Source organism: Agarivorans aestuarii (genome assembly GCF_019670125.1).
Classification (GTDB): domain Bacteria; phylum Pseudomonadota; class Gammaproteobacteria; order Enterobacterales; family Celerinatantimonadaceae; genus Agarivorans; species Agarivorans aestuarii.
Window position 1 is genome coordinate 266,860 of sequence record NZ_AP023033.1, and the last position, 18,274, is coordinate 285,133.

At 45.5% G+C, this 18,274-nt stretch carries 16 protein-coding genes; 8 read left to right on the plus strand and 8 right to left on the minus strand.

Annotated elements, in window-relative coordinates; genetic code table 11:
• Nucleotides 1-111 precede the first annotated feature (111 nt).
• The 3 genes from K5609_RS01260 (at nt 112) to K5609_RS01270 (ending at nt 2,457) form a co-directional block, all read left to right on the plus strand.
• Complete coding sequence (locus K5609_RS01260; RefSeq protein ID WP_016399845.1) at nt 112-306, plus strand: DUF4250 domain-containing protein; 195 nt, start codon at nt 112-114, stop codon at nt 304-306.
• Between the two features lie 58 nt (nt 307-364).
• The gene (locus tag K5609_RS01265) at nt 365-958 is read left to right on the plus strand and encodes a hypothetical protein (RefSeq protein WP_221075638.1); all 594 of its coding nucleotides are present in this window, start codon (nt 365-367) and stop codon (nt 956-958) included.
• Between the two features lie 479 nt (nt 959-1,437).
• The gene (locus K5609_RS01270) at nt 1,438-2,457 is read left to right on the plus strand and encodes a porin (RefSeq protein ID WP_221075639.1); all 1,020 of its coding nucleotides are present in this window, start codon (nt 1,438-1,440) and stop codon (nt 2,455-2,457) included.
• Nucleotides 2,458-2,588: 131 nt separating this feature from the next.
• On the opposite strand, the gene argA is transcribed toward K5609_RS01270, so the two are convergent.
• A complete protein-coding gene (argA, locus tag K5609_RS01275; protein ID WP_016399842.1) occupies nt 2,589-3,920 on the minus strand; it encodes an amino-acid N-acetyltransferase in 1,332 nt (443 codons plus the stop codon).
• A gap of 252 nt (nt 3,921-4,172) precedes the next feature.
• Here argA and K5609_RS01280 point away from each other — a divergent pair, with 252 nt between their 5' ends.
• Entirely contained in the window at nt 4,173-4,829 is a 657-nt protein-coding gene (locus K5609_RS01280; RefSeq protein ID WP_221075640.1) for a TetR/AcrR family transcriptional regulator, read from the plus strand.
• Here the strand turns inward: K5609_RS01280 and K5609_RS01285 are convergent.
• The gene (locus K5609_RS01285; RefSeq protein WP_016399840.1) at nt 4,821-5,033 is read right to left on the minus strand and encodes a hypothetical protein; all 213 of its coding nucleotides are present in this window, start codon (nt 5,031-5,033) and stop codon (nt 4,821-4,823) included. The genes K5609_RS01280 and K5609_RS01285 overlap by 9 nt on opposite strands.
• A gap of 172 nt (nt 5,034-5,205) precedes the next feature.
• Here K5609_RS01285 and K5609_RS01290 point away from each other — a divergent pair, with 172 nt between their 5' ends.
• Nucleotides 5,206-6,030, plus strand: a complete 825-nt coding sequence (locus tag K5609_RS01290; protein ID WP_221075641.1) for an HDOD domain-containing protein — start codon at nt 5,206-5,208, stop codon at nt 6,028-6,030.
• Between the two features lie 57 nt (nt 6,031-6,087).
• Here the strand turns inward: K5609_RS01290 and K5609_RS01295 are convergent, their stop codons facing one another.
• From K5609_RS01295 to K5609_RS01310, 4 genes are all read right to left on the minus strand, one after another.
• Nucleotides 6,088-9,231 carry an efflux RND transporter permease subunit gene (locus K5609_RS01295; RefSeq protein ID WP_221075642.1) on the minus strand — a complete coding sequence of 1,048 codons (3,144 nt, stop codon included), beginning with the start codon at nt 9,229-9,231 and terminating at the stop codon, nt 6,088-6,090.
• 47 nt (nt 9,232-9,278) lie between these two features.
• Nucleotides 9,279-10,442 (minus strand): efflux RND transporter periplasmic adaptor subunit, encoded by a 1,164-nt coding sequence (locus K5609_RS01300; protein WP_221075643.1) that lies wholly within the window; start codon nt 10,440-10,442, stop codon nt 9,279-9,281.
• Between the two features lie 17 nt (nt 10,443-10,459).
• Nucleotides 10,460-11,863, minus strand: a complete 1,404-nt coding sequence (locus K5609_RS01305) for an efflux transporter outer membrane subunit (RefSeq protein WP_221075644.1) — start codon at nt 11,861-11,863, stop codon at nt 10,460-10,462.
• A gap of 107 nt (nt 11,864-11,970) precedes the next feature.
• Complete coding sequence (locus tag K5609_RS01310; protein WP_221075645.1) at nt 11,971-12,693, minus strand: glutamine amidotransferase-related protein; 723 nt, start codon at nt 12,691-12,693, stop codon at nt 11,971-11,973.
• A gap of 114 nt (nt 12,694-12,807) precedes the next feature.
• Between K5609_RS01310 and K5609_RS01315 the strand changes: the two genes are divergently transcribed.
• Nucleotides 12,808-14,325, plus strand: coding sequence for an aldehyde dehydrogenase (locus tag K5609_RS01315; RefSeq protein WP_246611926.1), 1,518 nt, complete (start codon nt 12,808-12,810; stop codon nt 14,323-14,325).
• Here K5609_RS01315 and K5609_RS01320 read toward each other — a convergent pair.
• On the minus strand, nt 14,303-14,506 hold the full coding sequence (locus tag K5609_RS01320) for a hypothetical protein (protein WP_016399833.1): 204 nt from the start codon (nt 14,504-14,506) through the stop codon (nt 14,303-14,305). The genes K5609_RS01315 and K5609_RS01320 overlap by 23 nt on opposite strands.
• 136 nt (nt 14,507-14,642) lie before the next feature.
• Nucleotides 14,643-15,605, minus strand: a complete 963-nt coding sequence (locus K5609_RS01325) for an AraC family transcriptional regulator (protein WP_221075646.1) — start codon at nt 15,603-15,605, stop codon at nt 14,643-14,645.
• 144 nt (nt 15,606-15,749) lie between these two features.
• Here K5609_RS01325 and K5609_RS01330 point away from each other — a divergent pair, with 144 nt between their 5' ends.
• On the plus strand, nt 15,750-16,946 hold the full coding sequence (locus K5609_RS01330) for a carbohydrate porin (protein ID WP_221075647.1): 1,197 nt from the start codon (nt 15,750-15,752) through the stop codon (nt 16,944-16,946).
• A gap of 15 nt (nt 16,947-16,961) precedes the next feature.
• Nucleotides 16,962-18,203 (plus strand): dipeptidase, encoded by a 1,242-nt coding sequence (locus K5609_RS01335; protein WP_221075648.1) that lies wholly within the window; start codon nt 16,962-16,964, stop codon nt 18,201-18,203.
• The last annotated feature ends 71 nt before the right edge of the window (nt 18,204-18,274 follow it).

An 18,274-nucleotide genomic window follows, 5' to 3' on the forward strand; every position in this document is an offset into this window, starting at 1 on the left:
CTTAAGTAAACAAAAAAATACAGCATTGTTGCTAGCGCTTAGCTACAAAAGTGAGGATTGTTTAACTAAGCTCAAATTAACTCGATGTAGCCAATAGATGAGGAGTTAATTATGGATGCGAGCTATATGTTGAACCTCGAAGCCAACATCTTATTAGGTATTGTGAATGAGAAACTGCGCTTAGAGTGTAACAGCCTAGAAGACCTAGCCTTAACCTTTGGTTTTGAAGAGCGTTCTTTAGCGCGCCGTTTAGAAACCATTGGTTACCATTACGATGTGATAACCAATCAATTTAAGGCTATTTAAACTTGGCTTAAGTTACTGAATGTTAGACACTGTTGATGTGTCTAACAGGAGGTGACCGATGCTAAGAAAAATAGGATTATTATTGGCGTGCTGTGTTTCGCTGCCCGCACTCGCGGATGTAAGCATTGGTGCTGGTTATACTTTTGGTGGCGAAATGACCGACCTAGACACTGAACAGACCTATTCGGTTCGTTCGGCTCCTTCTTATATGGCCGCCTTTGATTTTGCTACTAGTCGTGGCGAAAACCGCAAACGTGAGACTTACGAAAACTACGTGGGAGCGTTGGTGTCTTGGCAAAACACCGAGATGGACGACTCGGCCAATACCGATGTTGACGTGGTATATGCTCATTTAACCGCATCTCGCCGATGGCAATATGAAAACTTTGAAACCTTTGCCAGCGGTGGCGCCGGTGTTACCCATTTTGCTGCCAGCCCAGGTAGTGATACCCAGCGCTTTTCTATTAGCTTAGGTGGCGGTTACTTTTATCACCTCACTGAAAACCTCGATTTAAAATTAGAAGGCCGTTTATATGGTACCTTTGTAAACGAAGGTACCAGGATAGAGTGTGGCCCTGGCTGCCAAGTTACTTTTGTGGGTAGTTATTGGTCCCAATTGGGCTTAAATTTGGGGCTAAACTACCGATTTTAACGTCATGCTCTAACGATATATTCTTCTGGTAAGCGCTGAAAAATATCAGCACTTACTAGGGGCTGTTAATCTTTCGCGGTTAAATTTTGTTCGCGGTTAAATTTTGTTCGCGGAAAAATCGTTTTAGGCGCGGTAAGGCGTGTGTCGGCTAGCATTCTAGGTAAACACGTCTTAACAAAGCATAAAACGATTTTAGCCGAACCCTTCGGGCAGCGTTTGTGGCTTATTTCTACTGCGTTATCAGCTTCTCATGTAGTAAAGCTTCTGCCTTGTATAAATAAGCCACAAATGGCTGCAAAAATCAGCTCGAACGATCAACAGCCCCTAAATAAACTGCTTAAAAAATAAACGCTTACAAACTATTCAATAAAGTTCCGCTGTCATTAATCTTTAATACTTCAGTCACCTAGCTGTAATTTTTCGACCCTAAGATTTGTTCAACTTTTACTTGATGTACTTCACATTTTTTAGGGATTAAAATGAAAAAGCTTACTATTATCGCTCTAGCGGTTGCCGCTGCTTCTGGTTCAGCTAACGCTGCTAAAGTTTACGAAGATGAGAAACACGCTGTTGATTTATACGGCCGTATCTACGCTGGTTACACTGCTGGTGACGATGCTGGTAAATCTGACAATTTTGGTGCTGACCAATACGTACGTTTTGGCGCTAAAGTTAAATCTCAGTTTGGTGAGTCAAACTACGCTCTAGGTCGTTACGAGCTGCAAATGGAAAACAGTGGCGAAGGTGACAACACTTCAGCAACTAAAGCACGTTTAGCTTACGCTGGTTTTGGTGGCGACTTTGGTGAAGTAACTTTCGGTCGTAACTACGGTGCTCTAGAGCTAGTAGCTGATTGGACTGATGCAAGCTACGTAAACCCTTACGGTAACTCTGCTATTGGTATTAGCTCTAGCCGTGAAGAAGGCATTGGCCGTTCAGACAGCGTTCTTAAGTACGCTGGCGAGTTCAATAACTTTGACCTTCACGCTTCTTACAAGTTTAACGATAACCAAAAAGACGAGACTACTGGCGCTAGCCAAGACAACTCTGCTTACGGTATCGCTGTAGCTTACGGCTTCGACTTTGGTTTGGGCCTAGGTGCGGGTTACAACATTGCTAACAACGGCGATGCTAAAGACAGCAAAATGGCATTAGTAGGTGTTAACTACGATGCAAACGGTGTTTACGCTGCACTTAACTACTCTATGGGCGAAAACAACAAAGCCTTTAAACTGCACGGCTCTGACGCTAAAAACGAACACACTGGTTACGAGTTAGTTGCAGGCTACAAATTCACTAAAGCTTTCCGCGCTCAAGCAATGTGGAATAAAGCTGAAGTTGAAGAGGAAGGTGCTGCTAAGTACGACAAAGTGGATTACTACACTATCGAAGGTCGTTACAACCTAACTAAACAGTTACGCATTGTTGCTGCTTACCAAATCAACAACATTGATGACGCTGAGAACGAGTTCCACTTCGCTGCGCGTTACGACTTCTAAGAGAAATAAAATCCCACGCTAAGCGCCTACTTAGCGTGCTTCCTTATTTTCTTATGTTTGTCTTTTTACCAGCTCTTTGTAGAGCTGGTTTTTTTGGTTTAGCGATATAGAACGAGGTTAGCGCTAGAGGCTTAGTGGGTGATATCCATCATCAAGATTTTAGAGCGTCGTTGCAGGTTGTAAATGGCCTGCTTTTCGGTAGGAAGATCTTCAAAATCGGCAGGTGCAAAGCCGCGTTCTCTAAACCAATGGATGCTTTTAGTGGTTAGCACAAACAACTTGCTCAAGCCTTGCTGGCGAGCGCGTTTAACAATGGCTTGCAATAAGCGGTCGCCACGGCTGGCTTGACGATATTGCGGGTGGCTAACTAAACAGGCCAGTTCGCCAATGTTTTCTTGTTCAAAGGCATAAAGTGCAGCACAGCCAATGATCATGCCGTCGCGCTCTACAATGGTAAAGCGTTCAATTTCCATCTCCAGCAATTCGCGTGAGCGACGCACTAGTATGCCTTCTTCTTCCAATGGTCTTATTAACTCGATAATGCCATTAATGTCATCAAGTCTTGCTTCACGCACCCGCTCGTAGCTGTATTGAACGAGCTGCGTGCCACTGCCATCGCGGGTATAGAGCTCTTGCAATAATGCGCCATCTTGTTGGTAGCTCACTAAGTGGCAACGATCTATGCCTCTATCGCTACATTGAATAGCCGCGCGTAAGTAGCGTAGCGTATCTTTGTCGGTCTCTCGTAGAAAGGGCTCTGAGCGCATTAATTGATTGGCTGTATCGGGTAGCAGTTCGCTTACCAGCTGGCCTTTGTCATTGTGAATGCCTTGCTCAGGGCAGAAGTAAATTACTTTATCTGCTTTTAACGAGACTGCAATTTCGGTGGTAATGTCTTCCGAGCAAATATTAAATAATTCGCCAGTTACCGACACCCCTAAGGGGGACACCATTACTATTTCGCCATGATCTAATTGGCGCTTAATGCTTTGGTGGTTAATGCGTCGTACTTTGCCGGTGTGCAAAAAGTCGATGCCATCTTCTACGCCAATGGGTTGGGCAACCACAAAGTTACCACGCACCACGTTGATATGTGCTTGATGCAAGGGAGAGTTGACTAAACCCATAGACAGTTGGGCTTCAATATCCATTTGAATTTGGCCAACCGCTTGCTTAATGATGTTAAGGCTACGCTCGTCGGTGATACGCTGTTCACCAGCAAACAAACAACTATGTTGATGTGCTGCAATCAGGCCATCGATTTGTGGTCGAGCGCCGCATACCAATACTATTTTCACCCCAAGGGTTTTAAGTAGCGCGATATCTTGGATGATGTTGCTAAAATTGCCACTGCTGCTGGCTTCGCCACTAAGCATTACAACAAAGGTTTTGCCTCGGTGGGCATTAATATAAGGCGCCGACTGACGAAACCAGTTGACTAAATCTTCGGCCGAGCGGTCCAAATTCTTCTCCGTGAATAACTAGCTACTAGATCTGACTAATGAGTCAGATATTTGTGTATTGTTGCATATTCCTTAGCATTGTCGAGCAATATGTTTTTCTTCATGACAAAACTTATACACAGTTATCTTATGCAAGAGTTGTTTAGTTAAGCTTTGTGGAGTATAAGCTGCTGTATTATCTCAGCTAAGCTTCATTTAATCTGGATTAGCTGATGGAATTTAGATGATGTTTTTATCAATGAGAGGGTGAATATGGAAAACTATGTCGTACCTGAGCATCTGGCCATGCGCAAGCAGCCAAGCCAAGAGCGAACCAGGCGACTAGTGGAGCACATCCTAGATAGCACTTTGTCTCTTATTAAAGAACAAGGCATGGCATCGGTAAATACCAACCTTATTGCCCAATACGCCGAGATCGACATTGCCTCTTTGTACCGTTTCTTTAAGAACAAAGATGCGATCTTTTTTGCCCTCGCCAAGCGTTGGTTTGAAAAAGTGCAAGAGGTGGTTGAGCAACACAACTTTCAACAAGCTGTTGGTAATATCGTTGAATATAAAGACAGTACCCAGTTTCGGGTTAATCAACTGCCAGAAACAGAGGTAATGTTGGTGAGTTTTCATGAACTGTTTACTCACGACCAAGACTTTAAAGCTTTAGAAAGTTGGCACCGCGAAATTTTGATACTCCACAGTAAACGTTCGTTTATTGAAAATGGCTCAAAGTGGGACGATGAAGCCCTAACCAGTGTTTGTTTGTATTTGTATGGCTTCACTCGAAACTTTATGGCTGGAACAATCGGTTTTAGCGCTGAAGAGCATCAGCATCAATTTACTTGGCTTCAGGTGATGTTAAATGAAGTGCGTGAGATGGTGTTGTTAGGCGAGGTGCCTGAACAGTTTTCACGCTAAGGCGTCACTGACAATATGCGCTTGGCTGGCACTAGGATATTCTTGCTCGTCTACCAAGCGTTCTGCACCTAAGCAATGCAACCAAGAGCCATAATCTAAGGTTTTGTTTCCTAAAATTAATTCTTTTAGTACCTGTTCTGATAAACCTTGAGTAATAGGTTTACAGCTGGGCCAAGTTTTCCTACCGTTTTGTGCGATCGTCACTGTATTTTCCGCGCCTATAAGGTCAAACTATTCTGCATATAAGATTCAGTGTGGGTCAATTTGGTGATAAACAAGTTAGCTTGTTACATCAATGTGAAATGACGCTCAATTTTTGACCAATTGGTAAGTGAAAGCATGCAGTGCTTCACACTATTTTTTTAGGGAGTAATCCATGGAACTGGAAGCCTTTTTCCAGCAGGTAAAAAAACTGCCGGTGATGCCGCAAATTATGCAGGAATTGCTGACCAGCATTAACGATGAGAATGTCGATTTACATCAGTTGGGTAAAAAGCTTGCCACTGATCAATCCTTGGGTGCCAATGTGCTAAAAATGGCCAACTCGGCGGCGTTTCGCGGTATTAAACAAATTGATTCTATTGAAGCAGCGGCGATTCGCCTCGGTCTAAAGCGAGTTCGATCCTTAGTTGTTGCAGCTGGCCTAAATGGCATGATGCCGAGCAAAAACTTTGACCAGCAACAGTTCTGGAGCCAAGCCATGTATGTGGCTTTATTAGCGCAAGCGCTGGCTAAAAGTACAGATATAGAACCTGAAATGGCCTTTACTTGCGGTATGTTGCATAACTTTGGCGAGTTACTGATTGCCAGTGCTACACCTGAAGAAGCGGGCCTTATCGAATTGAGTTTAGAAACCGGTGAAACGCGGGTATCTGCACAGCGGCAAACCTTAGGTTTAGATTATGCCCAAATTGGTGGTGAACTGGCGCGTCGCTGGAACTTTTCTCCGGTTATCACCGATGCCATTGAGCAGCAGCTTAATCCAATGGATTTTGAAGAAGTGTCTAAGCCAGCTGTACTAATCCGTTTGGCCATTTTTGCTCACCATGCGCTTAATGCCGGTTTAAGTAGTGAAACGGTGGCCAACAACTTACCAGCACCTTTGTGCGAAGTAGTAGGCGTTGATAAAGAGAAAGTCAGCGAGTTTATAGCTGAAGCAGTAGAGCAGGGCGAACAAATGGTAAGCACTAGCGTGGCTTAAGTTCTTACGGTTTTAATGAAAAAGGGATTAGCTTAGCTAGTCCCTTTTTGTTTACGCCTAGTTACTGGTTTGCTCAAATCCACGTAACCACCACTGCTTGGCTTGTTTAAGCCCGCGTTGAGCATCTTCTAACAATAGGTAGTTAACAGGCACTATTAGCAAAGTAATCATAGTGGCGAAAATAATGCCAAAACCCAGTGATACCGCCATAGGTATTAAGAATTGTGCCTGAGTACTTTTCTCAAAAATCAGCGGCATTAAACCGGCAAAGGTGGTGAGTGAGGTGAGAATTACTGCTCTAAAGCGTGCCACTCCAGCATTGGCTACCGCAGTCACTAAATCCACGCCTTTTTTGCGTTGGCGATTAATGTAATCCACCAATACTAAGCTGTCGTTTACCACCACGCCGGTGAGCGCCAACATGCCCATCATACTCATAATAGTTAATGGCATGCCCATAATCATGTGGCCCAAAACAGCACCCACTGCGCCATAGGGGATGATCGACATAACTACTAAGGGTTGCCAGTAGGAGCCAAAGGGAATCGCCAGTAAGCCGTAGATAACAAACAGCACAAACAACATACCAAAGCCCAAGCTGCTAAAGGATTCTCGCTGCTCTTTAGCTTCCCCTTCTAGGCTCGCGTTTACTTGTGGATAGGCCACCAAGGTTTGGCTTAACCACTGCTGCAGTTCAGTTTTAATCACCTCAATATTGGCTTGCTCTTTATTCACGTCGGCACGGATATTTTGGGTGCGTAAACGGTCAATGCGAGTAATGGTGGCAGGGCTTTGTGAAGGAGTCACACTAGCAACTTCGCTAAAGGGCAGTTCGGCGCCATCGGGGGTGCGAATTAGCATATTATTAAGGTTGTACTGAGAGCGGCGTTCGCTGGCGGGGTAGCGAACGTAGACCTTCACGTCTTCGCGGCCGCGCTGAATGCGCTGCACTTGATAACCAAAAAATGCACTTCTTACTTGCTGGGCTAAATCATTTAAACTTAAACCTAGCGCTTGGGCCTGCGGTTTAATATTAAGTTGTAGCTCCAATTTGCCGTCGGCCAAGCTGTCTTCTACATCAAATACCGCTGGGTACTCTTGTAGTTTTTGCTTGGTTAGCTCTGCCACCTGAGCCATCGCCGCAAAATCGTTACTGCTGAACTGCACATCTAAGGGCGAGCCACCGCGGCCGATTTCCGCCCTAAAGGTTAGGCTTTCTGCACCCGGCAAGCTGCCGATTAGTTGTCGCCACTCTCTCACTAGTTCGCCACTGCTAATTGGATTAGTGCGCGACTCGGGCGGTTCTATTTCGAATATCACTCTCCCCTTATTACTTTGGCCACTGCCCGAACCACCACTAGAACCACTGGTGGCCAGAATATTCAAAATCACACTGTCGCCAGTTTCTTGGTCTCGGTATTTTTCTTGTAATTCTAAGGCTGCGCCCAACATCCGATTGATGTAATCGTCGGTAGTGTTAAAGGCGGTGCCCGCTGGCATCACTAAAGAGGCGCGTGCGGTTTCACTGGGCACCCTTGGGAAGAAAATAAAGCGTACCCAGCCAGAGGTGGCTAAAGACAATACCACCACAAAAACACTAATTGCGATGGCGGCGCTAAGCAGTCGTCGAGACAAGGCCACTTTTAGCAGCGGTTTATAAAACCTAATGATGGCGGACTCAAAGCCATTGGCAAATCTATTTTGCCAATAACTAAAGCGACCTGGGTTTTTACTCACCGGCTTGATGTGTTTTAAGTGGGCGGGCAGAATGAGTTTTGATTCCACCAAAGAAAACAGCAGCACCGGAATCACAATCAGTGGGATTTGCGCAAATATTTTGCCACGTACCCCATCAATCATCATTAACGGCATAAAGGCTGCAATCGTAGTAAGCACCCCGAAGGTAACCGGTACGGCGACTTCTTGAGTACCTTTAATCGCCGCGTGCAGCGGTTCTTCACCCGCCTTTAGGTGGGTATAGATATTCTCGCCGGTGACAATGGCATCGTCCACCAAAATCCCCAGCACCATAATAAAGGCAAATAGCGAGATAATATTGATGGTGACATCCATGGTAGGCATCAACAACAGGCCACCCATAAAGCTAATGGGAATGCCAATACATACCCAAATCGCAATGGCTGGGCGCAGGAAGATAGCCAGCAACAAGGCCACCAATAAACAACCTTGAATGGCACTGTTTTTTAGTGTGTTTAAACGGGCTTTTACTATTTTGGCGCTGTCTCGCCAATAGTTTAAAGAGATGCCTTGCGGCAAATAAGACTGCTTATCGCTGATGTATTGCTTTACCGCATCGGAGATGGCAATGGCACTTTGATCGCCAACTCGGTACACCTCAATCATTACTGCAGGTTGGTTATTGAAGCGGTTCTCGATGGGAGTTTCTTCAAAACCATCCACCACCGTAGCAATGTCGGATAAGCGAATGCGGGTGCCGTCGGCGCGACTAATAATCAGCAAATTGGCAAACTCATCCCCTACATAGGCTTGGCCTTTGGTGCGCAGTAATATTTCACCGCCCTGAGTTTTCACCGAACCTGCAGATAAATCTAGCGAAGCTTGGCTAATGGTTTGAGCAACTTTACTAAGCTCTAGGCCATATTCGCGCAGCTTTTGTTCGGAGACTTCGATGGAGATCTCGTAGGGCGCTACCGAGTCTAGCTCTACTTGAGAGAGTTCTGGTAATTGCAATAATTCGTCGCGAATCGATTCTGCCACTAAGCGCAGTTCGCTATGGGCTAAGTCACCAGATACTGCAACAGTAATGGTCTCGCGTTTGCGTTGGGTAAGGCTAACCACTGGACGTTCTGCGTCGCTAGGAAAGGTATTAACGGCATCGATTCGCGATTTAATATCGCTCATTACATCGCGGGTATCGTAGCGCGAGTTAATCTCGGCGCTCACTCGAGCAGCGCCTTCTTGCGAGACTGAAGATATTTGGTCTATGCCTTCAATGTCGCTAATCGCTTCTTCTATGCGAATGGCTAGGCTTTCTTCGCTTTCCTCTGGGCTAGAGCCTGGCAGAGCGATGCTTACATTCACCATATCCAGTTCAAATTCAGGGAAAACCTCTAAGGGTAAACGGAATTTGGCTGAGTACAAACCTAAGCCGATGATCAGCACCATTAGCAAGTTAGCGGCAACATGATTGCGAGTGAACCAAGCAATTAAGCCATGCATAATAGTTCTCTCCCTAAGGGGATTAATTGAGTAATTTGCAGCATGGTTTAAGCTCCTATTGGCTTAGCGGGTGTGCCACTAATTACCCTGCCAAGGGGCGTAGTCACCAACATTTGGCCAGCTTCGATGCCGCCATTTACTATGTAGCTTTGCTGATCTTGCCACAGAATGTTGACTGATTTTCTCTGTAGTAATCCGTCTTCCAATACAATCACTTGTTGCCCTGAATAGAGCGCGCTGCGAGGAATAATAAATACTTGCTCTAAGGTTTTGCCTTGAATTTGTGCGCTAACAAACTGGCCAATCTTAAGCGCCGGTTTATTTTCGTTAGCGGGGCCGTAGGGGTCATTAATTTTTGCCACAACAAATAACTGTCTGCTGGCACTATCTAGGGCTGCTTCACTGCGCTCTACCTTGGCTTGCCAGTGGTATTCTTTTGCGCCAAAGTTAGTGCTTAAATCTACCTGTGGCCGGCTAACTGGGCTTTGGCTGCGACGATAATTTTCTGGGATGTTTAATACACTTTGCTCGTTTAAGCTTAAGGGCAGGCGCACCTCTAAGTAATCGACCGCATAGCTATTGGCTAGGTTTTTTCCGGTAGTCACGTACTCGCCTAGTTCAACGTTTTTCTCCAGTATTCTTCCGGCGTAGCTGGCGTGAATCACGGTGCGTTCTAGATCTAACTTGGCGCGAGTTAGCTTAGCTTTAGCCGAGGCCATCGCGGCTTCTTGGGCGGCTAGTTGGGGTTTACGTAATACTAAGTCGTTGGCGGGCTTGCCCTTGCCTAAACGCTTCCAATCTCGCAGCGCTTGTTCAACTTTGGCTTGTTCTTCGGCCAATTGCAGCTGGGTGGTTTGCAGCTCTGCTTCGGCGATGGTGATGGCATTTTGGTAATCTCTGGCATCAATTTTTAGCAGCACTTCGCCTTTTTCAAAGAATGCCCCTTCACGAAAATTAGCTGAAACATAAGTAATGCTGCCGGCTACCTGTGCCACTAAGTTGCTTTCGGTATGCGGGCGAATAGTGCCAAAGGAGCTAACGCTGGCTTGATAACTCTGCAAACTAAGCGGACTCACTTCTACCGCAAGTTTGGCTAATTCGGCTTGCGGTTTACGTTGAGCCTGTGGTTTGTTTGCCTTGATGTATTGGCTAATCAGTAGACCAATAATAATCACCAACAGTGGCAGGCTAAGTCGTATCAGTTTGGCCATAATTGGCATCACTCCAGTTAAAATAATGGCTCGGAGGCAAAGGCCTCACGAGTGGTTTGCGCCTGTTCGAGGTGCCCACCTAGGGCTAGGTAAAGCTCGATACGATTTTGTAGCTGCAAGTTAAGCGCAGTAATGGCGCTGCTTTGGGCATCAAAGGCGCGGCGCTGCGACTCTAATACCGTGACGTATTCATTTAAGCCAGCTAAGTAGTTTTCAAAGGCTAAGGACTCCGCTTGTTTAGAATCTTCGGCTGCGGTGGCGAGTAATTGGGCATTTTGGTACAGGCTAGGCTCGAGGGTGAGGCTTTCTTCCACTTCAGCAAAACTTGCTAATACTTGTTCCAAATAAGCCGAGTTTAAGCCTTGAGCAACCGCGTATTGTTGCAGTTGCTGATTCTCACGACGGGCGGCATCAAAAATCGGCGCGGTCACTCCGGCAAACAAAGACCACACCAATGATTCACCATTGAGCAACTGGTTGAGTTGGCTGCTTTGCGCGCCACCACTGGCAGTGAGGGTAAGGCTAGGAAAGCGGTCACGATAAGCTGCGTACACCCTTAAGTCGGCAGCGGCTAGCCGATATTGAGCTGCCTTAATATCGTGGCGTCGAATTAATAACTCTGAGGGCAAGCCTGCTGGTATAGCATCTAGCGGTACGTTAAGTTGCCCGGCTACCTTTATGTCACCACCGGGGTAGCGCCCAAGCAGCAGTTCCAGCTCGCGTTGAGCTTGAGTGAGCTGATTGTTTCGAGAGTTTAACTGGGCTTGTGACGCACTTAAATCAGCGCGCGCTAGGTAAACATCTAAGGCGCTGTTTAAACCGCTTTGATAGCTTTCTTCAATAATTTGCAGGTTGGCTTTGAGGTTGTTGTAACGCTCTTCAATGAGCTGCTGTTGTTGCTGAGCCTCAATCACGTTATACCATTGTTGCGCTGTGTTTGCGGCTAAGCGAATTTGCGCTTGTTGCCATTGTTCAAAGCTTACTTTGGCATCTAACACTGCGGCTTGTTGCAAGGCATCAAGTTTTCCTAGCCAATCTATTTCCCAGCTAATATCTAGGCCTGCGCGCAGTTGAGTGGCGGTGCTGGTATCGCTGCCACTGCGTTGGCCGGTTAAAAAGGCTTCAACATTTGGCCAGCTTTGTGAATCTTGAATTTTTACTTGATAAAGCTGTTGGTCAAGGGCGAAGCCTTGTTGTTGTAATGCGGGATTATTGCTTAGCGCTTCAGTGATCAAGGTTTGGAGGTCACTAGGTAAGGCTTGCTCAAATCGCTGTTGATTGAATTGACCTTGCTGATATTGGCTGGTCCAGCTGGTGGTTGTGGCCACGGTATGCGGTTCATGAGCAGGCGTATCGTTCATACTGCAAGCGCTTAAACTTACAATAAGTAGAGTTATCCAAGCCCAACTAGCCAAGTGCATTCCATATCCTATGATTCAATCCTTGCTATTAGTGTTATTTAACGTTTCTTGGATTGTATTGTCGAGTCTTCTAGCAAAGCTTTTACCTTTATTTACAGTTGCTTTGGCTAAACCTGGTGTTTAGCTTGACCCAAGCGGTAAAGCTGCAAAATCCAATAGAAGACCAGTTTTGCATCCAGTGGACGTACTAAACTTGTTTTAGCTAAAACGAATTGAGTAGGCGATAAGATCATTTGTCGTTTGTCGATGAGGGCCTCAGCATATCCAACAGGAAACTCGGGATGTCCTTGAATAGCAAAGGTATGTTGGCCAATTTCAAACATGAAGTTAGGGCAAAAGTCGCTGCCTGCTAGCAACTGGGCTTGTGCTGGAAGAGCAGTCACTTGGTCTTGATGGCTCACCAAAATGGATAAGCTATCTTGCTCCGTCGGCTCTGCCCAAGTGGGCGCTTGAATAAGGGTGTTTTTAGCCACTCCTAAACCCCAACCCGCACTTGATTTTTCAACCTTACCCTCTAGTGCACGAGCAATGATTTGATGACCAAAACAAATTCCTGCCAAGGGGCGCTGCAATTGTTCACACTGCTGTACCCAAGCCACCAACTGTAAAATCCATGGCTGTTGATCATAGGCATTGTGTCGGCTGCCGGTAATTAAAAAGCCATCAAATTGATTGAGTTTAGGCAGCTCACTGTTAAGTACATTGAACACTTCAAACTGTAGTTGTGAATCTTGCTCGCTCAGGTGCTTGATGAACATATTGGGATATTCACCATGAATTTCAGCAAGTTGCTTATCAACTCGGTCACAATTTAGAATCGCAATTTGCATAGTAAAAACCTAAAGAATAGCTATATATTGACCATAAGCTGTTAAATAAACTGTATCAAGTATGGAATAAAATTTAATATTTGTGTAGTTTTGTTCATTATTGGGTAACAGTTGATGGATTCATCCGGAGGGAACATGGCGCAGCAGGATCTAGCTTATTGGCAACAACAAGCGCGGGAATTGGAATTCCCCACTAAGGCATTTATAAACGGAGCGTTTGTGGATGCGCAATCAGGAAAAACCTTTAGCAGCATTAACCCTGCGACCGGACAAGTGCTAGCTGAGGTAGCTGAGTGTGATGCTGCCGATGTTGAATTGGCGGTTAGCGCAGCACGAACAGCCTATCAAAGTGGAGTGTGGTCGAACCTTCCGCCAGCCGAGCGAAAGCAAAAGCTACAAGCCTTTGCTCAACTGATTGAGCAGCATCAAACACAACTCGCTTTGTTAGAAAGCCTAGACATGGGTAAACCTATTGGTGACGCGTTGTCCTACGATGCACCTGCCGCCGCACGCTGTGTTGCTTGGAATGGTGAAGCGATAGATAAGGTTTATGATGAAGTGGCACCTGTTACCACCGATGCTCTTGCTTTAGTCACGCGAGAGGCGCTGGGTGTAGTGGCGGCCATTGTGCCGTGGAATTTTCCCTTAGTAATGGCCTCGTGGAAGATTGGACCTGCCTTGGCCACCGGTAATTCGGTTATTTTAAAACCTTCGGAAAAATCCCCCTTAAGTGCACTGTATTTGGCGCAACTGGCGAAACAGGCGGGTATTCCAGACGGGGTGTTTAATGTGCTGCCTGGGTATGGACACACCGCTGGGCAAGCGTTGGCACTGCACATGGATGTAGACTGCATTACCTTTACTGGCTCTACTGCTGTGGGTAAAAAATTGGTGGAGTTTTCTGGGCAATCAAACTTAAAGCGTGCCTTTATGGAGTGTGGCGGTAAGAGCCCGAATCTGGTGTGTGCTGATGTTGCCGATTTAGACAAGGCGGCCGCCACAGCAGTTGCTGCGATTTTTTATAATCAAGGTGAAGTGTGTACTGCCGGGTCTAGGCTTATCGTGCATCGCAGCGTGCACAAAGCCTTAGTAAATAAAATGCTAGCTCTTGTTGATAACTGGCAACCAGGCAACCCATTGGATCCCAATACCAGCATGGGAGCAATGGTTGATGACGTACAAATGCAGCGAGTATTGGCATTTATAGAGCAAGCAAAAGCACAGGGTGCCAAGCTGTTATGTGGTGGTGAGCAAGCCTTACAGGAAAGAGGTGGCTACTTCCTTAAACCTACTATTTTTGATGATGTAGATGCCAAACTGGATATTGTAAAACAAGAAATTTTTGGTCCAGTGTTAGTAATTCAAGTGTTTGACGAGCTTGAGCAGGGCATTGCCTTAGCCAACGATACCGAATATGGCCTAGCCGCCGGAGTGTGGACCAGTGACATTAATACTGCGGTGCGCACTTCACGTGCCCTGCGCGCCGGTACGGTATTTGTGAACAATTGGGATGGCGGTGATATGACAATGCCCTTTGGTGGTTTTAAGCAGTCGGGCAATGGGCGCGACAAATCCTTGCATGCGCTAGAAAAATACACCGAGCTTAAGTCTACTTGGATTGATTTGACTTAGCGTTAATGGGATCGGGCTGCTCGATAAAGTGTTCTAAAATGAACTGTTGATCGAGTGGGTTCAAGTCAAAGCGAAACGCTACATCGTTTAAGGAGCGAGCATCATGACAATGGTGCTCGCCGATATACTTAACCGCTCTAATCAGATCGGTGCCCTTGGGCAATAAACAACAATCACTCATAATTCACCCCTTGAACAGCCCTACTAAAAGTATAGTTGAGTCGCTTTGAAGGCGATGTCGATTTGCTGTTTTCTTTTGTATTATGTGATGAAGCTATTCTTGGAGGTTAGTGACCTTGTTGGAGCGTATTTGAGCTTTAAACTGAGTGTTGTCGCCGATACCGTAAAGGCGCTTCGCCAGAAAACTGCTTAAACGCACGCGAGAAGTTAGAAGGGTGGTTGTAACCTAGGTGGCTGGAAATCTGGCTGATACTGAGAGACGTTTCGCTGAGAAGTTCACATGCCCATTTATATTTTTCTTGGTCTACTAGTTGAGTGAAACTGACACCTTGGCTGTCGAGCTTGCGCTTTAGGGTTGCGTTGCTCATACCTAGCTCAGTAGCTAACTGGCTTAGATTTGCGCATTGAATGCGAACATGGCTGGCAATAAGTTGCTCAATACTTAAAGAAAGTTGTTCAGCGACCTGATGGACCGAATTGTTAACTACCTTTGGCGAGAAGGTTAGTAAATGATTCTCTATGGTCAGCTGGGTGGCGCTACAGCCCCAGGTAATATCAATGCTTTGCCAGGCCTTGGGAATTGCTTGAGGGGTATTTACTGAGCTCACACATACCTGCTTGGGTAGCCAAGTTTTGGGTGCGCACAGGCGAATTACTTGAAAAAAAACAGCCAACATATATTGCTCCACTTGCCAACTGGAAAAGCGCTTGCCGAAAGCAGGTAAGCGGTGCAAACATGTTTGATTTAACCCCGTGGGAATGAGTGAGTAGTGGCAACTATTGGAATCTTGTTTTGCTCGTTGAATGAATTTCCGCAAGATACTGAGTAAGTTAATACTGGCATCATCACTAATATCTGCAAGGCTCAAAATTGGAGAGGACTTTGCGCAGGCATAGCCAAAAAGTGGGTCCTCTAGCAAGTCTGCAGCCCTCTCAACAAACTGCCATAATGCATACTCCCCTACAACCGCATCCGTTTTAGAGAGTGCTTCTATTGGTAAGCCTGCTTGTTTGGCCAAACGCGAATAATTCACCTTGCGTTTATCTAGTTCGCTGATAAACGGCTTTGCGTGTAAGGCTTTTATCAGGTGTGTTTTCATTCTCGTTAGCTTTAGTCCGTGATAATGAGCTTAAATGATAATTATTTTACCTACTAATAAGGTGAATCATCATCTAGTATAAAATAACAAAATTGAATAAATGATTAAAATCATAGGCTTGTAATGTATCAGTCAAGGAATCGATTGATCAGTGCTTTTTGTTTTCTTTTTGCTGTAAGCATAGCAGCGTTATCTCCGCAGCTGCTCGCTCAGCAAAAGACTGATTTTTTAGGTAGTGAGGACGCTGTAGACAATCGAATTGCTAGTGACCAGCGTGAACAAGCGCTACCAATGAAGCAGCGTTTAGCTAAACAACATATCCAACTGGCAATAGATTATTCAGCGGCCGCCGTTAACGCTAGCAATGTGCTGTCAGATAAAGATGACTTTGCCGCGAATGGCATGCTTCGTTTTTATGGCAGCTGGGATATGCTTAATGCAGGTTCGGCAGATGCTGGTGGTTTGGTATGGAAGCTTGAGCATCGGCACAGCTATACAGATACTCCAGTTAAAGGCATTGAATTTAACGCTGGAGGTTTAGGTATTGTAAGCCCAGTGTTCTCTGATGAGGGAGCCCGCTTAACTAACCTTTATTGGCGCCAGCGCTTTAATGACCATAACGCAACGCTTACGGTTGGCTATTTAGACGCAACCGATTATGCCGATGTTTTCGCTTTAGCAAGCCCTTGGACGGGCTTCATGAATTTTGCTTTCAGTACTGGCGCTACCACAATGGCCTTGCCTAGTGATTCAGCCTTTGGTGTGGCTGGAGGAACAATGTTGAACCAAAATGTCTTTGTTATTGGTGGCATTGTTGACATGGAGTCTGATCCAACTGACCCCTTAAAGAGCGCTGAAAATTTCTTTAATAAAAACCACTATTTTAAAAGCATCGAATTGGGTTATACCTCCGGCAAGGAGAAAATTTTTGTCAACAACCTACATCTTACCGCTTGGCATGCCGATAGTAGTGAGCAGTTAAATCAAGATAGCGATTCAGGTATTAATCTTTCTGCATCTTGGATGATTGGTAAGTGGCTACCATTTGTTCGTGCTGGTTTCGCTGATAAGGGCAGCTTGCTTGGTATCGACCGCTCAGTAAGTGCCGGAGTGGGTTATTTTGGACTTGGTGGCGCTAACAATAATTTAGGTTTTGGGATTAACTTGGCAAATGTTGTCGGCAACCCTGATAATCAAGTCACTGGGGAACTGTTTTATTTGTTCAAACCAGTACCTTTTTTCGAAATTACCCCGGATATTCAATTTGTTCAAAACCCTGCTCTAAACCCTGATAAAAGCCAAATCTGGTTAGTTGGATTACGTTCTCGATTAATATGGTAGACAAGGAGTAATAACATGAAAGGAATTTTATTTGCTTTAGTGCTCTCCTCGGCAGCGGTGTTTTCTGCCAACGCTAGCTTGGAAGCAAAGCACTGGCCGGCGTCGGATAAAGCAAAACAGTTTGTACAAGACAGCATAGTGATAGGCATGCTGGCTAGCCCTTATGGAACGGGTTGGACGGAAAGCTCCCAACTACATACTTATTTTCAAGAAGCCCGAGATGCTGGTATTACCGGCCATGAGATGACACTTGCGGCCGCCTCACATAATTGGGATGAACTAAGGCGCCAGCATCATGCATTTAAACAAGCGATGGCTGAAGATCCAGAAAACTATATCTTTGTACGCACTAATCGCGATATTGAAATGGCGCATTTAAAAGGTAAAACAGCGGTCATTTGGAATTCACAAACGGCTACAATTTTGGAAGAAGACCTAAGCCGTATGGCCATATTAAAAGATATGGGCATTGCTAGTATGATCTTGGCCTACAACGACAGGTTCCGCACCGGAACTGGCTCACTTGCTGCCTACAATGGTAAAGATGATGGTTTGACGGGCTGGGGTCGGGCAGTGATCGATGAAATGGTTAAGTACGGGATCATTTTAGATTTAAGCCACACCGGTAAACAAACCGCTATGGATGCAATGGATCATATGGATGAACGCTACCCAAATACTCCTTATATTTTTTCCCATTCATTGCCTGCTGGGCTTTATGCAAACGAAAAGAACAAATCTCCCCGAGGTTGCTACCGTAATATTTCTGATGAAGAAGCACTACGTGTTGTGAAAAGTGGCGGCTATGTTGCACCAACTTTCACAGAATGGATGGTTGATGGCATTTGGCCTGATAATTTGTCACCTAAGCAAGCAGCCGACATGATTGACTATTACGTTAAGCTTGTAGGAGAGGACCACGTAGCGATTGCAACTGATGATATGTTTAGCGTCGAGTTAGTTGTCGCTTTCGCCAAGAAAAATGCCAGCATGTATGCTGATGGTGGCTATATGATTGATGCTTTTAATAATGGCGCTGATGACTCGGCTCCGCTGGCTCGAATTTTAGCCGCTATCACTGATGATCTATGGTCTAGAGGCTACACGAATGCCCAGTTAGCAAAAATTTATGGTGGTAATAAGATGCGGGTATACCAACAAGTTTGGGAGAATGCGCCAAAAGGAAAATGGGATGATGAATACCAAGAGCGGATTAAGCTACGCAAAGAATTAATGGAAAAATACGCTACCCGCTAAATAGCTTCTGCGTTCTTCACTAAGCATAAAAAAAGCTCGCTGTAATGCGAGCTTTTTTATGTGAATTAGCA

What these genes read in the sequence shown, in the direction of transcription:
- K5609_RS01260 (WP_016399845.1), top strand. Translation starts at nt 112, where the DNA reads ATGGATGCGAGCTATATGTTGAACCTCGAAGCCAACATCTTATTAGGT.
- K5609_RS01265 (WP_221075638.1), top strand. Translation starts at nt 365, where the DNA reads ATGCTAAGAAAAATAGGATTATTATTGGCGTGCTGTGTTTCGCTGCCC.
- K5609_RS01270 (WP_221075639.1), top strand. Translation starts at nt 1,438, where the DNA reads ATGAAAAAGCTTACTATTATCGCTCTAGCGGTTGCCGCTGCTTCTGGT.
- K5609_RS01280 (WP_221075640.1), top strand. Translation starts at nt 4,173, where the DNA reads ATGGAAAACTATGTCGTACCTGAGCATCTGGCCATGCGCAAGCAGCCA.
- K5609_RS01290 (WP_221075641.1), top strand. Translation starts at nt 5,206, where the DNA reads ATGGAACTGGAAGCCTTTTTCCAGCAGGTAAAAAAACTGCCGGTGATG.
- K5609_RS01295 (WP_221075642.1), bottom strand. Translation starts at nt 9,231, where the DNA reads ATGCATGGCTTAATTGCTTGGTTCACTCGCAATCATGTTGCCGCTAAC.
- K5609_RS01300 (WP_221075643.1), bottom strand. Translation starts at nt 10,442, where the DNA reads ATGGCCAAACTGATACGACTTAGCCTGCCACTGTTGGTGATTATTATT.
- K5609_RS01305 (WP_221075644.1), bottom strand. Translation starts at nt 11,863, where the DNA reads ATGCACTTGGCTAGTTGGGCTTGGATAACTCTACTTATTGTAAGTTTA.
- K5609_RS01310 (WP_221075645.1), bottom strand. Translation starts at nt 12,693, where the DNA reads ATGCAAATTGCGATTCTAAATTGTGACCGAGTTGATAAGCAACTTGCT.
- K5609_RS01315 (WP_246611926.1), top strand. Translation starts at nt 12,808, where the DNA reads ATGGATTCATCCGGAGGGAACATGGCGCAGCAGGATCTAGCTTATTGG.
- K5609_RS01320 (WP_016399833.1), bottom strand. Translation starts at nt 14,506, where the DNA reads ATGAGTGATTGTTGTTTATTGCCCAAGGGCACCGATCTGATTAGAGCG.
- K5609_RS01325 (WP_221075646.1), bottom strand. Translation starts at nt 15,605, where the DNA reads ATGAAAACACACCTGATAAAAGCCTTACACGCAAAGCCGTTTATCAGC.
- K5609_RS01335 (WP_221075648.1), top strand. Translation starts at nt 16,962, where the DNA reads ATGAAAGGAATTTTATTTGCTTTAGTGCTCTCCTCGGCAGCGGTGTTT.